The sequence below is a fragment of the Micromonospora sp. NBC_00330 genome, from assembly GCF_036136635.1.
Lineage (GTDB): Bacteria > Actinomycetota > Actinomycetes > Mycobacteriales > Micromonosporaceae > Micromonospora > Micromonospora salmantinae.
The window spans coordinates 2,776,311-2,788,206 of sequence record NZ_CP108012.1; the positions used below are offsets into that span (position 1 = coordinate 2,776,311).

The 11,896-nt window shown below is 72.6% G+C and carries 15 protein-coding genes; 2 read left to right on the top strand and 13 right to left on the bottom strand.

Features of this window, described 5'->3' with window-relative positions:
• Positions 1-45 precede the first annotated feature (45 nt).
• The 8 genes from OG598_RS12340 to OG598_RS12375 all read right to left on the bottom strand — a co-directional run bounded on the left by OG598_RS12340 (position 46) and on the right by OG598_RS12375 (position 5,161).
• Positions 46-918 (bottom strand): DUF72 domain-containing protein, encoded by an 873-nt coding sequence (locus OG598_RS12340; RefSeq protein ID WP_238685876.1) that lies wholly within the window; start codon positions 916-918, stop codon positions 46-48.
• Between the two features lie 48 nt (positions 919-966).
• Positions 967-1,365 (bottom strand): TraR/DksA family transcriptional regulator, encoded by a 399-nt coding sequence (locus tag OG598_RS12345; RefSeq protein WP_091408390.1) that lies wholly within the window; start codon positions 1,363-1,365, stop codon positions 967-969.
• A gap of 164 nt (positions 1,366-1,529) precedes the next feature.
• The gene (locus OG598_RS12350) at positions 1,530-2,192 is read right to left on the bottom strand and encodes a uridine kinase (protein WP_328654551.1); all 663 of its coding nucleotides are present in this window, start codon (positions 2,190-2,192) and stop codon (positions 1,530-1,532) included.
• Positions 2,193-2,233: 41 nt separating this feature from the next.
• The gene (locus tag OG598_RS12355; protein WP_328654552.1) at positions 2,234-2,839 is read right to left on the bottom strand and encodes a winged helix-turn-helix domain-containing protein; all 606 of its coding nucleotides are present in this window, start codon (positions 2,837-2,839) and stop codon (positions 2,234-2,236) included.
• A 247-nt stretch (positions 2,840-3,086) separates the two neighbouring features.
• The gene (locus OG598_RS12360; protein ID WP_328654553.1) at positions 3,087-3,632 is read right to left on the bottom strand and encodes a winged helix-turn-helix domain-containing protein; all 546 of its coding nucleotides are present in this window, start codon (positions 3,630-3,632) and stop codon (positions 3,087-3,089) included.
• 50 nt (positions 3,633-3,682) lie between these two features.
• The gene (locus OG598_RS12365) at positions 3,683-4,171 is read right to left on the bottom strand and encodes a rhodanese-like domain-containing protein (RefSeq protein WP_328654554.1); all 489 of its coding nucleotides are present in this window, start codon (positions 4,169-4,171) and stop codon (positions 3,683-3,685) included.
• Positions 4,172-4,214: 43 nt separating this feature from the next.
• Positions 4,215-4,670: a cysteine dioxygenase gene (locus tag OG598_RS12370; RefSeq protein ID WP_328654555.1), complete on the bottom strand. Its 456-nt coding sequence runs from the start codon at positions 4,668-4,670 to the stop codon at positions 4,215-4,217.
• Between the two features lie 113 nt (positions 4,671-4,783).
• The gene (locus tag OG598_RS12375) at positions 4,784-5,161 is read right to left on the bottom strand and encodes a signal peptidase I (RefSeq protein WP_328654556.1); all 378 of its coding nucleotides are present in this window, start codon (positions 5,159-5,161) and stop codon (positions 4,784-4,786) included.
• Between the two features lie 109 nt (positions 5,162-5,270).
• Here OG598_RS12375 and OG598_RS12380 point away from each other — a divergent pair, with 109 nt between their 5' ends.
• Both OG598_RS12380 and OG598_RS12385 read left to right on the top strand, forming a co-directional pair.
• A complete protein-coding gene (locus OG598_RS12380; protein ID WP_442931503.1) occupies positions 5,271-5,618 on the top strand; it encodes an ankyrin repeat domain-containing protein in 348 nt (115 codons plus the stop codon).
• Positions 5,619-5,649: 31 nt separating this feature from the next.
• A complete protein-coding gene (locus OG598_RS12385) occupies positions 5,650-6,600 on the top strand; it encodes a DUF3500 domain-containing protein (RefSeq protein WP_328654558.1) in 951 nt (316 codons plus the stop codon).
• Positions 6,601-6,761: 161 nt separating this feature from the next.
• Here the strand turns inward: OG598_RS12385 and OG598_RS12390 are convergent, their stop codons facing one another.
• From OG598_RS12390 to secA2, 5 genes are all read right to left on the bottom strand, one after another.
• Entirely contained in the window at positions 6,762-7,520 is a 759-nt protein-coding gene (locus tag OG598_RS12390) for a class I SAM-dependent methyltransferase (RefSeq protein ID WP_328654559.1), read from the bottom strand.
• Positions 7,521-7,594: 74 nt separating this feature from the next.
• Entirely contained in the window at positions 7,595-7,789 is a 195-nt protein-coding gene (locus tag OG598_RS12395) for a DNA-binding protein (protein ID WP_328654560.1), read from the bottom strand.
• A 64-nt stretch (positions 7,790-7,853) separates the two neighbouring features.
• Positions 7,854-8,339 (bottom strand): DUF2231 domain-containing protein, encoded by a 486-nt coding sequence (locus OG598_RS12400; RefSeq protein WP_328654561.1) that lies wholly within the window; start codon positions 8,337-8,339, stop codon positions 7,854-7,856.
• Positions 8,340-8,628: 289 nt separating this feature from the next.
• Positions 8,629-9,369 (bottom strand): GAF and ANTAR domain-containing protein, encoded by a 741-nt coding sequence (locus OG598_RS12405; RefSeq protein WP_328654562.1) that lies wholly within the window; start codon positions 9,367-9,369, stop codon positions 8,629-8,631.
• A gap of 181 nt (positions 9,370-9,550) precedes the next feature.
• Complete coding sequence (secA2, locus tag OG598_RS12410; protein WP_328654563.1) at positions 9,551-11,842, bottom strand: accessory Sec system translocase SecA2; 2,292 nt, start codon at positions 11,840-11,842, stop codon at positions 9,551-9,553.
• Positions 11,843-11,896 lie beyond the last annotated feature (54 nt).

Consider the following 11,896-nt stretch of genomic DNA (forward strand, 5'->3'; position numbering starts at 1 on the left):
CTCCCCGCAGGGCGGGTGAGGCGGCCCCACCCGGATCGGGTGAGGTCAGCCGGCGTCGAGGAGACCCGCGAGGGTCTTCGCGTTGGTCTGCGCGTAGTCGCGGTAGCAATTGTTCATGAGCACGTGGGTCTGCCCGGCCTCGTCGGCCAGCTCACGCAGCTTCGGCGCCCAGTCGGCCAACTCCCGCTTGGAGTAGTGGTAGCCGAACTTCTCGTGAATGTCCTTGCTGGTCCACTTGTCGCTGTGCCCGTGGAAACGCATGACCGCGAGGTCCGCGGTGGCGGCCAGCACCGGAGGCAGCGACGAGCGGTGGCCCTGCGGCATGTCCACGCAGACGTACGGCAGTTTGTGCTCGCGCAGGAAGGCCAGGGTCTCGTCGGCGTTGTCGCCGTCGAACCAGGAGGCGTGCCGGAACTCGTACACCGGGCGCAGCGGCGCGCAGCGCTTCGCCACCTCCAGCAGGTACTGCTTGTTGGCCCGCTTGATGGTGAACCAGGGCGGGAACTGGAACAGCAGCGCGCCCAGCTTGCCGGCCTCGACCAGCGGGTCCAGCGCCGACAGGAAGCGCGTCCACACCTCCTCGTACGACTGCGCGGGCAGGTCGTCGGGGTAGACGTTCTTCTTGTCGGTCTCCGGGCGCAGGTCCTTGTAGAGCGCGCTGACCCGGGTGGGGTGTCCGGTCAGCAGGCTGAACGCCTTGATGTTGAAGGTGAAGCCGGCCGGGGTGCGCTCGGCCCACAACCGCGCGGTCGCCTCGGCGGGCGGCGAGTAGTAGGTGGCGTCCACCTCGACCAGCGGGAACTGCTTGGCGTAGTAGGCCAGCCGCTTCTCCGGGGTGTCGGCGGTCTGCGGATACCATCCCGAGTCCAGCAGTGTGCGGTCGGTCCAGGACGCGGTGCCCACGAGGATGTCACCCATTGTGGAAGTCCATCGCGTCGCGGACCGACCGGCAACCGCTGGGGTGGCTCAGGCCGCCCGCCGCTCGCGAGTCTGCTTGCACGTCACACAGGTGGTGGCGGACGGGAAGATCTCCAGCCGCTCCACCGGGATCGCCGCCGAGCAGCCCTCGCACCAGCCGTAGGTGCCCTCCTCGAGCCGGCCGAGGGCGTGCTCGTACTGGGCGCGGCGATCGAGGATGGTGCGCAACAGAGACTGGGCGGTGTCCCGCTCGGCAGTCTTGGTGCCGCTGTCGGCCTGGTCGTCGCCGGCGGTGTCGCCGACCTCCACCAACCGCAGCACCTGGCTCTGGAGCACCGCCTGGTCGTACTCCGCGGTCAGCTCGTCGTAGCGCGCCTGGAGCGACTGTCGGATCTGATCGATCTCCGTCTGGGACCGGGTCGTACCGACCGTGTCGTGGACGAGCATCGCTGCCTGCCTTTCCTGGGCCTGTGGCTCAAGGTGAACCGGGTGCCGGCGGCGCGGGGCCCCGGTCACGGTCGCGTTCGGTGCGCGGGCGGTCACCCGCGCTCTGTGAGCCGGGCGAGTACCCGCCCGATCAGGCGTGCAAACCGACAAATTCTCGGTTGTTGTCAGTCGTTTCCGCCGGGCTCCACGAGCGCCGGTCGGCGGGGGTCGTCGGCGCGTACCACGACGTCGGCGAAGCTCGCCGGGACGACCTCCTCGGCGTACCGGTCGAAGGCCGACAGCGCCCACTGCTGGGCCGGTTCGGTGCGCCTGCGCAGCGCCGCCGGGGACAACTCCAGGTGGACGGTCACGTCGAAGGGCAGGCCACCGCCGAGCAGCAGCGAGCCGCTGACCAGGACGACGCCGCCGGGTGCCAGGTCGACGTAGCGGGCGCGGCTGGCCCGGTCGGCGTCGGCGTCCCAGAGCGACGGAAGCAGCCGGCCGCTGCCGCCCGGACCGGCCGGGTCGAGCACCTCCCGGCGCAGCCCGGCCTCGTCGACCCAGGCCTCGTAGAAAGAGTCCGGGTTGGTGCGCCCCAACTCGAAGCGCAGCGACGCGGGACGCAGGAAGTCGGTGGCGCGGACGTGCAGCACCGGGTGACCCTGGGCGCGCAGCGGGTCGACAAGCGCCGCGGCCAGTTCGTCGACGCCGGCGGCGGGGGCGCCGTCCACTGCCACCCGCAGCCGCGCGAGCCCGGCGGCGGCGCTCGCGGCGCGGTCCGCCGCGTCGGCCAGCCGGCCGGTCAGCTCGGTGACGAGCAGGTCGGGCGAGATGGGGCGGATGCGCACCGGACCATCCTGCCCCGCGCCGGGTACGCGGCTGCCGCCGGTCAGCCGCTGCGGTCGATGGTGACCCGGGCGTCGTCGGCCAGCCGGTAGCCCACGCCGTAGACGGTGGTGACCAGCGGGACGTCCACGCCGACCTTGCCGCGCAGCCGACGCACGTGCACGTCGACGGTGCGCACGCCGGCGTGCTCGTAGCCCCAGACGGCGTTGAGCAGTTGCAGCCGGGTGAACACGCGGCGCGGATGGGCGACCAGGTGCAGCAGCAGGTCGAACTCCAGCCGGGTCAGCGGCAGCGGTTCCTCGTCGCGCAGCACCGAGCGGGACGAGGCGAGGATGTGCAGGGCGGGAATGGTCGGGCTGATCGGGCGGGCCGGCGACCGGCTGGTGGGCGCCTGGTCGGGGCGGCGTTCGGCCGGGACCGCACCGATGATCACGCCTTCACCCCGCTCCAGCATCTCGCGAGCGGCCTCCAACAGCCGGCGCGCCGCCGGGGTCAGCGACTCCTCACAGGCCAGCGGGATGGACAGCGTCACGGTGAGCACGGGCGCGGCGGTGTTCGCCGGGCGACGCTGGCCGCCGGGAGGTCGACCGGGCACCGCGGGTTGGGACGTATGCCATCCGGCGCGCGACGAGGCGGGGCTGACCGACATGGTCCTCCTTGGGCTGGTCCGGGTATCTCCCCACGGCCCGGGACGCCGCTTCATCGATGCTTCCCGGCGCCTGGGCGAGGGTCAAGAGGCGGCTGCGTTGCATGAATGTGACAATTGACGAACACATCGGAGCCGAATGCTCGCTCTGCGTACGAGGCCTGATGATTACAGCAGAGTCGTCGAGATGCCCCGTTACGGGGGTCCCCGACCGGTTCACCAGGCGGTCACATCGCCGCCGGACCAGGGCTCAGCTGCTGTGATCCACGCTGATCGGGGCCTCGTCGGCCAGCCGGTAGCCGACGCCGTAGACGGTGGTGACCACCTCGGAGCCGGTCAGCTTGGCGCGCAGCCGGCGGACGTGCACGTCCACCGTCCGGGCCACCGCGTGCTCGTAGCCCCAGACGCTGGAGAGCAGTTGCAGGCGGGTGAACACCCGGCGGGGCCGCTCGGCCAGGAACAGCAGCAGCTCGTACTCGATGCGGGTCAGCGCGATGACCCGGTCGCCCTGGCGGACCATCCGCGAGCCGGCCAGGATGCGGACGTGGTCCGGTGCGGCGGACGGCGCGGCGGGGCGCGGGGCCGGTCGCGGCCCGGACGCGGGCTCCTCCACGGCACGCAGTTGACCCTCCCCCGACTCGGCCAGCTCGCCGAGCAACTGCACCAGCCGGGCCAGCCGAGGGCTCAGCGGCCCCGGGACGAGGTCGAGGGTGATGGTGAGGGTCGGGCTGGTACGCGGACGGGCCGGCGGGCGCACGCCGGGGTGGCGGCGGGTGGGGATGGCGACGACGGACATGGTGCCTCCTGAGTGGCGGTACGCGCGCCACGCCGGGTGTGGCGTGACGGTCAGCGGCGCGCCCAGCCGGCGTTGACCGGGGACGCGAGGGGAGAGGGGTGGTGCAGTGGGGTCGGGCCGAGGGCCGGCAGGCCGGCGATCCGCCAGGCCGCGAACCCACCGACCACATCGGTGGCCCGGTGCAGGCCGACGTCCTGCAACGCGGCGGCGGCCAGCGACGAGGTGTAGCCCTCCTGACAGAGGATCACCACCGGCACGTCGTAGTCGACGGCCTGCGGCAGCCGGGCCGCGCAGCGTGGGTCGAAGCGCCACTCCAGCACGTTGCGCTCGACGATGAGCGAGCCCGGCACCACGCCGTGCGCGGCCCGCTGCGCGGCCGGGCGGATGTCGACCAGCAGCGCTCCGCTGCGGTACGCCAGGTGCGCCCGCTCCGGGTCCAGTCGGCGCAACCGGGCGCGCGCGGCGGCCAGGATCTCGTCGATGCCCCGGGAGCCCGGCGGCGGCACGGGGGCGGGACAGTACTCGGCGGTTATCTGCATTCTCGGGTTCCTTCCGGTGACAGGGGATTCTCGGTGCGCGCGGTTACCAGGACCGGCCGGCCTCGGCGACCTCGGCGACTCGCAGCCGCCCGTCGACGAGGTGATAGCGGGTCATCCGCAGCAGCGCCGGCCGGTAGACGTGCACGCTGACCGCCGGATCGACGCCTCGGTTGGTCACCTGGTGCACGTGCCGCGGGCCGAAGCGGCGGCCCGCGCCGGCCGGAAGCAGTCGGGGGCGTAGTCGGCCGGCGCTGACCGTCTCCTCGGTGAGCACGCCGCTGACCACCCGGAACGCTCCGGAGGAGCCGCCGTGGTCGTGCAGGTCGGTGCCCTGCCCGGGCAGCCAGCTCAGCGCCCACACCTCGTGCTCGTCGCTGACGGCGAGGCGGGCGTACCAGCGCTCGGCGGGGTCGAAACGCAGCGCGACCGGCCAGCCGGCCGGGTCGGCCCATCCGGCGGCAACGGTGAGCAGGTCGGGCTCCGGACGGTGGTGCGTCATGGCGGTTCCTCGCGGGTCGTTCGGCGGGGTGCTCTCGTACTCTAGACGGCAAAGCCTATAGGTTTAGTAGGTAATTCCGTCTGGTGGGACGCCAAGTCATCCGTCCGGGTGAATCAGCGCAGCACCGGCGGGTCCGCGCGGTAGCCCGGCAACGAGGGCCAGCGCACTGTCAACACCACCGACGCGCGCTCGGCGAACCAGGAATGGTCCACCCCACGGGCCCACACCACGTAGTCGCCCGGCACGGCCAGCCGTACCGTCCGGTCCGGCAACTCCACCCGGAAACACCCCTCGACGAGTACGAGCAGAGTGGTGCGCACCTCGCCGGTCGCCCACCGCGACCGGGCCTGCCCGGGCGGATGCACGCCCCACTTCACCTCGACGTCGGTGCTGTGCCGAATCTCCCCCGGTGGCGCGAAGTGCCCGAGCAACCAACCAGCGTTGGTGGCGCCGTCGACGCCCGCGTTGCCCACGTAGACCGTCTCACCCATCGGACCCCTCCCCCAGCGCGCCGGCCGAGCAACCTATCAGGACCGGTGTGGCTAACCTGGACCGGTGACCGAGAACCTCGACGCCGAGACGCTGGCGTTCGCGCACCGGATGTTCGACCTGGCCCGAGCCGGCGCCACCGACGATCTGGCGGCGCAGATCGACGCCGGCCTGCCGGTCAACCTCACCAACGACAAGGGCGACACGCTGCTCATCCTGGCCGCGTACCACGCCCACCCGGAGACGGTGGCCGCCCTGCTCAGCCGCGGCGCCGACCACACCCGGGCCAACGACCGAGGTCAGACCGCGTTGGCAGCGGCGGTCTTCCGCAGCAGCACCGAAGCGGTTCGCGCGCTCCTCGCCGCCGGCGCGGATCCGGCACACGGCAACCCCTCGGCCGTCGAGACCGCGCGCTTCTTCGACCTGCCGGAGATGACAGAGCTGCTGCGCGTCGGCTGACACCGGCACGGCCGGCCGGTATACAGGGGCGGTGGAAGATCCTCTGCCGGAGCAGATGCGGGCCGCCGCGACCGCGCTGCTGACCGCGCTCGACCCCGCCGCCCGCGAGAGCGCCGTGCACTCGTTCGACGACGAGGCGGCCCGACGCTGGCTGGAGTACCGGCCCCGACCCCGACCGGGCGTCTGCCTCGCCGAGCTCGACGTCACCGCCCGCAAGGCCGCCCACCGGCTGCTGGCCACCGCGCTCAGCCCCTCGGCGTACGCACAGGCGATGGCGATCATCTCGCTGGAGGAGGTGCTGGACCGGGCCGAGGGCTGGCAGCGCGGGCGGCACAGCGCCGACTACTGGGTGGCCGTGTTCGGTGACCCGGCACGCGACGACCGTTGGGCGTGGCGACTCGAAGGGCACCACCTGTCGGTGAACATGACAGTGGTGGACGGTCAGGTCTCCCCCGCGCCGATCTTCTTCGGCGCCAACCCGGCAGCGGTCCGCTACGCCGGCCGTCCGGTATCCCGCCCACTCGGCGTGGAGGAGGACCTGGCCCGCGCCCTGCTCGACGCGCTGGGCCCCGCCGAGCGGGCCGCCGCGATCATCGCCGACGAGGCACCGACGGACATCATCAGCGCCACCCGTGGGCGGGTCGACGCGCCGCTGGAGCCCCTCGGCGTACCCGCGGAGCGGCTGGGACCGACCGGCCGCGCACTGCTCGACCAGGTGGTCGCCCTCTACCTCGACCGGCTGCCGCCCGAGCTGGCCATCCGGGAAGCGACCCGACTGGACGCCGGCCCATTGCACTTCGCCTGGGCCGGCCCGACCCACCCCGGGCGGCGGCACTACTACCGGGTACAGGGCGACGACCTGCTGATCGAGTACGACAACACCACCGCTGACGGCAACCACGCGCACACAGTGCTGCGCCGCCCCGCCAGCGACTTCGGCGCCGACGTCCTGGCAACCCACCACCAAACCCACCACCACTGACCCCGCGCCCCCGCCCCCGCCCTGGTTCCTCGCCCTCGCCCCTGCTCTCTCCTCGCCGATCTTGCAGTTTCGGCTGTCGAGTTGCCCAGGTAGGCGGCTTTTGTCGGTGCGAAAGTGCAAGATCGACGGGTGGGGGTGGCTGTCAGGGGCGGGGGTGGCTGTCAGGGGCGGGTGGCTTCGATGAGGAAGCGTTGGGCGTGGGCGACGAAAGGGCCCTCTCTGGCGATGCGGTGGTGGAGGTCGCGCAGAGGTGCACGGTAGCGGTCGACGGTGAACCCGGGCACCGTCCAGATCACCTTGCGCAGGAACCAGACCACCGCGCCGATGTCGGCGAAGGTCGCCCGCAGCGTGGCCCGACGCAGGTCGACCACCCGCAGGCCGGCCGCTTCGGCGGCAGCGACCGCGTGCTCGGGGTGCCGCTGGGTCGCCGGCGGCAACGGTCCCAGGATCGCCTCACTCAGCTCCCGCATGGTGCCGGCCCCGATCTGCTGCGACAGGAACGTCCCGCCCGGCCGCAGCACCCGCGCCGTCTGAACCCAGTCGGTACGGACCGGATGCCGACTGACCACCAGGTCGAACGAGGCATCACGAAACGGCAGCGGCCCATCCGGCGCGACCGCGACCACCGACGCGCCTACCCGACGCAGGGTCCGTCGGGCGACCTCTACGTTCGGCGGCCACGCCTCGGTCGCCGTCAGCAGCTTCGGTGGACGCGGCACCTCGGCGAGCACCTCCCCGCCGCCGGTGTCCACGTCCAGCGCCGCGTCGGCCCGCGCCATCCGGTCGGCGACCAGCCGGGCGTACCCCCACTGTGGACGCTCCTCGGTAGCCCGGCCGGCCAGCCAGCCGAAGCCCCAACCATCGACGGGCGCGGCGGCGGCCTCCGCGATCAAGTCCTCGGCGTCACGCTCAGCGGTCATGGCGGTCAGCCTCGCGGCCGCTCACCCGCCCGGCAACCCATTTGCCGCCGCCCGGTCGAGGTCCGCGGTGGATCTCAGCCGAGGCTGAGCCGGTGCTCCTCGAGGGCGGCCTGGAGGATCCCGAGCGCCTTCGGGCCCATGCCGTGCAGCTTGGTGAGGTCCGCCCGGGGAACGCCCGCGAGCTGGCGCAGCGCGGTGTAGCCGGCGCCGTGCAGGGCCCGGGTGGCGGGCGCGCCGATCTTCGGCAGCGTGTCCAGGGAGGAGGTCATTCGGGGATGGTAGACCGACCAGTCGCACCGAGGCCGGCCCCGCGAGACCGTCTGCCAGGCCGGGTCAGGGGCGGGCGATCTCGCCGGTGGAGCTGGCCAGCGCGTCCAGGCCGCCGGCCTCGGCGCGACCGCTGTCGAACTGACGCATCAGCCGGGCGCCCAGGTGCACGCCGACCCCGCCGACGGCCAGCGCGACCAGTTCGGTGACCAGGATCGCTACCGACGCGCCGCGCTGCGGGGAGTGCGACCGGACCAGGCAGGTGAGCAGGAACATGGCGGCCATCACCGCGTTCACCAGGTTGAAGGCGACAGCGGTACGGCGGGTACGGTCGCCCGGCACGTCCCACAGGTCGACCATGCCGGCCACTGCGGTCAGCGCGGCGGCGACGAGGGCGGCGACGCCGGTCCAGTAGCCGACCTCCCCGAGGAACGCGGGCCCGCCGATCACGTCGGTGAGGTCGAAGACGGTGGCGCTGACGAAGAGCCCGAGCGGGAACGTCACCAGCATCGGTTGGATCGGGTGTCCCTGCACCCGCAGTCGGCTCTGCATCGGTCCTCCCCCGGGTCGGCGCAGCTCACCTGACCAGAGTGCTACCCGGGGCCGGCCGAGAGGAAACGATGCCGCCCGACTCGCCGCCGGCCGGGAGAACGGGCACCGTGGCCGCCGCCCTCCGAGGCCGGACGGCCAGACCGACGGATGATCGACTCGATTTTCAGGAAGTCGCGGCGTCCGCCGGCCCGCGACACCCCGACTTCCTGAAACCCGAGTTGATCACACGGCCCACACGGCCCGCCTGACCCACGGGACCCACGAGGCCGAGCGGCCGAGCGGCCGGGGGTCAGTTGTCGCGTTGGCGGGAGACCGTCCGGACCAGGCGCTCGGCCACCTCGCGCAGCGGGATGTCCAGCGACGAGGCGGCGGTCCGCAGCACGTCGAGGGCCTCGGCCGGTGGGCACCCGCGCTGCGTCATGATCACGCCGACGGCCTGGCCCACCACCCCGTCGTGCAGGAGTGAGGCGTCCCGCTCACCGGCGAGGGTGAGCTGTCGGTTGCGGTCGCGGACGGCGGCGAGCAGCAGGCCGGCGTGTTCGGCGAGCAGCATGGCGGTCAACTGGTGTTGCGGGGTCAGCAGGTCCGGCGCGGCGGCGTACAGGTTGATCGCCCCGATGACCTGGTCGTCGATGTCGACCGGTGCGGAGATCACCCCGCGTACGCCGAGGTCGCGGGCGTGTGCCGTCCAGGCCGGCCAGCGGGGCTCACCGGTCAGGTCGGCGGCGAGGATCATCTCGCGGCGGTGGATCGCGCTCATCGCCGGTGTGTCCGGGCCGTGTCGCAGGTCGTCCAGCCCGGCCAGCCCCTCGTCGGAGGCGGCCACTCCGGCCGGCTCGCCGGCCCGCAGGGCGGTGAACCCGCACCAGCGCACCCCGGCGACGGCGTCCCGGGTGACCCGGACCAGGGCCAGCAGCGCCTCATCAAAGTCGGTCAGGGCGATCAGCCCGGCGGTCAGCTCCCGTAACAGCGCGGCTGCTTCCAGGACGCCGAGGGTGTGCACCACCGGTTCCCGCGTGTCGAGGTTCACCGGTTCGCAGCCTCCGTGCCGTCTCGCGCCTGCCCGGCACGCATCGTCACCTGTGTCATCGTCTGCTCTCTCCCGACTCGACCGACCAGCCCTACTACCCTGGGAAACCTGGGTCGAAACGGCGTAAATCGGGGCCCCGGTCGCGCACGGAGGCGCGATCGAGGCCCCGACGGTCGGTACGTCAGCGCGAGGCGCCGCTGAGCCGCCGCCCGATCGACGCGATCAGACGGTCGAGCTCGGACCCGAACGGGTTGTCGTGCACGAGGTACGTCCAGGTGGCGGTGGGCCGGACCAGGGTGCCGTCGTCGGGCTGCCAGTCCTCATCGAATTCGGTCTCGGTGAAGGTGGCGATGGTGCGGGCCTCGATCTCCGGGATCAGGTCGTTGAACGCCGGCACTGCGGCCCGGTGGAACTCGTCCAGTGGGTCGAGCCGGCCCAGCGCGCGCAGGTGCACGCCCTCGCGGACCTCCGACAGCTCGGCCAGGTGCTCGGCCCAGAGCCGGTCCAGGTGGTACAGCGCGATCGACCGGGCGGCGCGGGCGAGCAGGTCCTCGTCCGTCTCGCCGGCCTTCTCGGGCTCCTTCTCCAGCAGCATCACCGCGGCCACGTCGCTGGTCAGCAGCCGCTCGCGGCGCGCGGCGAGGGCCTTGCGCTGCTGCTCGATCACCACGCTGTAGCGCCAGGTGTTGCGGTGGATCTCGTGGTTGACGCCCTCGGCGACCCGCTGGGCGTGCTCCACCGCGTAGTCGACCTGCTCGTCGGTCACCAGGCCGTCGGCGTTCATCCGCGGCGAGGCCGGCACCGAGTCGGCGGCGTGCCGGACGACGAGGTCGTCCTCCAGGCTGACGAAGAAGACCGAGCCGCCCGGGTCGCCCTGCCGGCCGGCCCGACCGCGCAGCTGGTCGTCCACCCGGCGGCTGTCGTGCCGGCCGCTGCCGATGACGTAGAGCCCGCCCAGCTCGGCGACCCGCTCCTGGTCGGTCTGGTCGCTGCCGCCGAGGCGGATGTCGACGCCCCGGCCGGCCATCTGGGTGGAGACGGTCACCGCGCCGTACGCGCCGGCCTCGGCGATGATCGCGGCCTCTTCGTCGTCGTTCTTGGCGTTCAGCACGACGCAGGGCACCCCGGCGGCGTTCAGCCCGGCGGCCAACCCCTCGGACTCCTTGACGTCCAGGGTGCCGACCAGCACCGGTCGCCCCTTGGCGTGCCAGCGCTGGATCTCGTCGATCAGCGCCTCGTCCTTCTCCGCCCGGGTGGCGTAGATGCGGTCCGGCTCGTCCTCACGGATGCACGGGGTGTTCGGCGGGATCACCGCGACCTCGAGGTCGAAGAACTCCCGCAGTTGGTCGCCGACCAGCACCGCGGTGGCGGTCATCCCGCAGACCTTCGGGTAGAGCGCGATGTACGCCTGCATGGCGATGGTGCCGAGCACCTCGCCCTCGGCGGTGGCGTCCAGCCCCTCCTTGGCCTCGACCGCGGCCTGGAGACCGTCAGGCCAGCGGCGGCGCTGGGCCACCCGGCCGCGCATCTCGTCGACCAGCTCGACGGAGCCGTCCCGGACGATGTAATCCACGTCACGGTGCAGCAGGGCGTGCGCGTGCAGCGCCACGTTGACCGCGGAGAGCTGCGCGACCTGCTCCTCGTCGTACAGGTCGATGCCGAGTTTGGCCTCCATGGCGGCCAGGCCGGCGGAGGTGAAGGCCACGCTGCGCCCGTCCTCGGCGACCGTGTAGTGCTTGTCCTTACGCAGGCCGCGCACCAGCGCGGCGGCCGCGTGCACCGGATCCTGCTCGCCCGGCACCGCGCCGGCCAGGACCATCGGCACCCGGGCCTCGTCGATCATGATCGAGTCGGCCTCGTCGACGATGGCGGTGGTCAGCGCGGGCTGCACCCGGTCTTCCACGTCGGTGACCAGCTGGTCGCGGAGGTAGTCGAAGCCCGCCTCGCTCACCGAGACGTAGGTGACGTCGCAGGCGTACGCGTCGCGCCGCTCCTGCGGCGTGGAGGCCTCGTTGACCCAGCCGACGGTGAGACCGAGCAGGGTGTAGACCGGCTCCATCCACTGGGCGTCGCGGCGGGCCAGATAGTCGTTGATGGTGAGCACGTGCACCGGGCCGTTGCCGAGCCGGACGTGCCCGTACGCGGCGACCGTGGCGGTCAGTGTCTTGCCCTCACCGGTGGCCATCTCGGCGACCTTGCCGGAGAGCAGCGACATCGCGCCGAGCAGCTGCACGTCGTACGGCCGCTGGTCGAGGCCACGGCGGGCGGCCTCGCGGCCGACGGCGCAGATCTCCTCGTAACCGGCGGCGGCACCCGCGGCCGCGGTCAGCTCGGCGTCGTCGAGCGCGGTGAGCTCAGCCTCGCGCGCCTCGATCGCCGGGAGCAGTTTCTCCAGCGGAGCAAGATCCACGGTCGAGCCGGGGCGCTGGAGGAACCGCCGGAACTTGCTCTTGAACCGTTGCGACACACCCATGAGCGGCAACGGTACGCGATTCCGGGCGGCGCGCGCGGCCCGGCCGCCCGGCAA

Coding starts and splice junctions, on each gene's coding strand:
- OG598_RS12340 (WP_238685876.1), bottom strand. CDS start 918: ATGGGTGACATCCTCGTGGGCACCGCGTCCTGGACCGACCGCACACTG.
- OG598_RS12345 (WP_091408390.1), bottom strand. CDS start 1,365: ATGCTCGTCCACGACACGGTCGGTACGACCCGGTCCCAGACGGAGATC.
- OG598_RS12355 (WP_328654552.1), bottom strand. CDS start 2,839: ATGTCGGTCAGCCCCGCCTCGTCGCGCGCCGGATGGCATACGTCCCAA.
- OG598_RS12360 (WP_328654553.1), bottom strand. CDS start 3,632: ATGTCCGTCGTCGCCATCCCCACCCGCCGCCACCCCGGCGTGCGCCCG.
- OG598_RS12365 (WP_328654554.1), bottom strand. CDS start 4,171: ATGCAGATAACCGCCGAGTACTGTCCCGCCCCCGTGCCGCCGCCGGGC.
- OG598_RS12370 (WP_328654555.1), bottom strand. CDS start 4,670: ATGACGCACCACCGTCCGGAGCCCGACCTGCTCACCGTTGCCGCCGGA.
- OG598_RS12375 (WP_328654556.1), bottom strand. CDS start 5,161: ATGGGTGAGACGGTCTACGTGGGCAACGCGGGCGTCGACGGCGCCACC.
- OG598_RS12380 (WP_442931503.1), top strand. CDS start 5,271: ATGTTCGACCTGGCCCGAGCCGGCGCCACCGACGATCTGGCGGCGCAG.
- OG598_RS12390 (WP_328654559.1), bottom strand. CDS start 7,520: ATGACCGCTGAGCGTGACGCCGAGGACTTGATCGCGGAGGCCGCCGCC.
- OG598_RS12395 (WP_328654560.1), bottom strand. CDS start 7,789: ATGACCTCCTCCCTGGACACGCTGCCGAAGATCGGCGCGCCCGCCACC.
- OG598_RS12400 (WP_328654561.1), bottom strand. CDS start 8,339: ATGCAGAGCCGACTGCGGGTGCAGGGACACCCGATCCAACCGATGCTG.
- secA2 (WP_328654563.1), bottom strand. CDS start 11,842: ATGGGTGTGTCGCAACGGTTCAAGAGCAAGTTCCGGCGGTTCCTCCAG.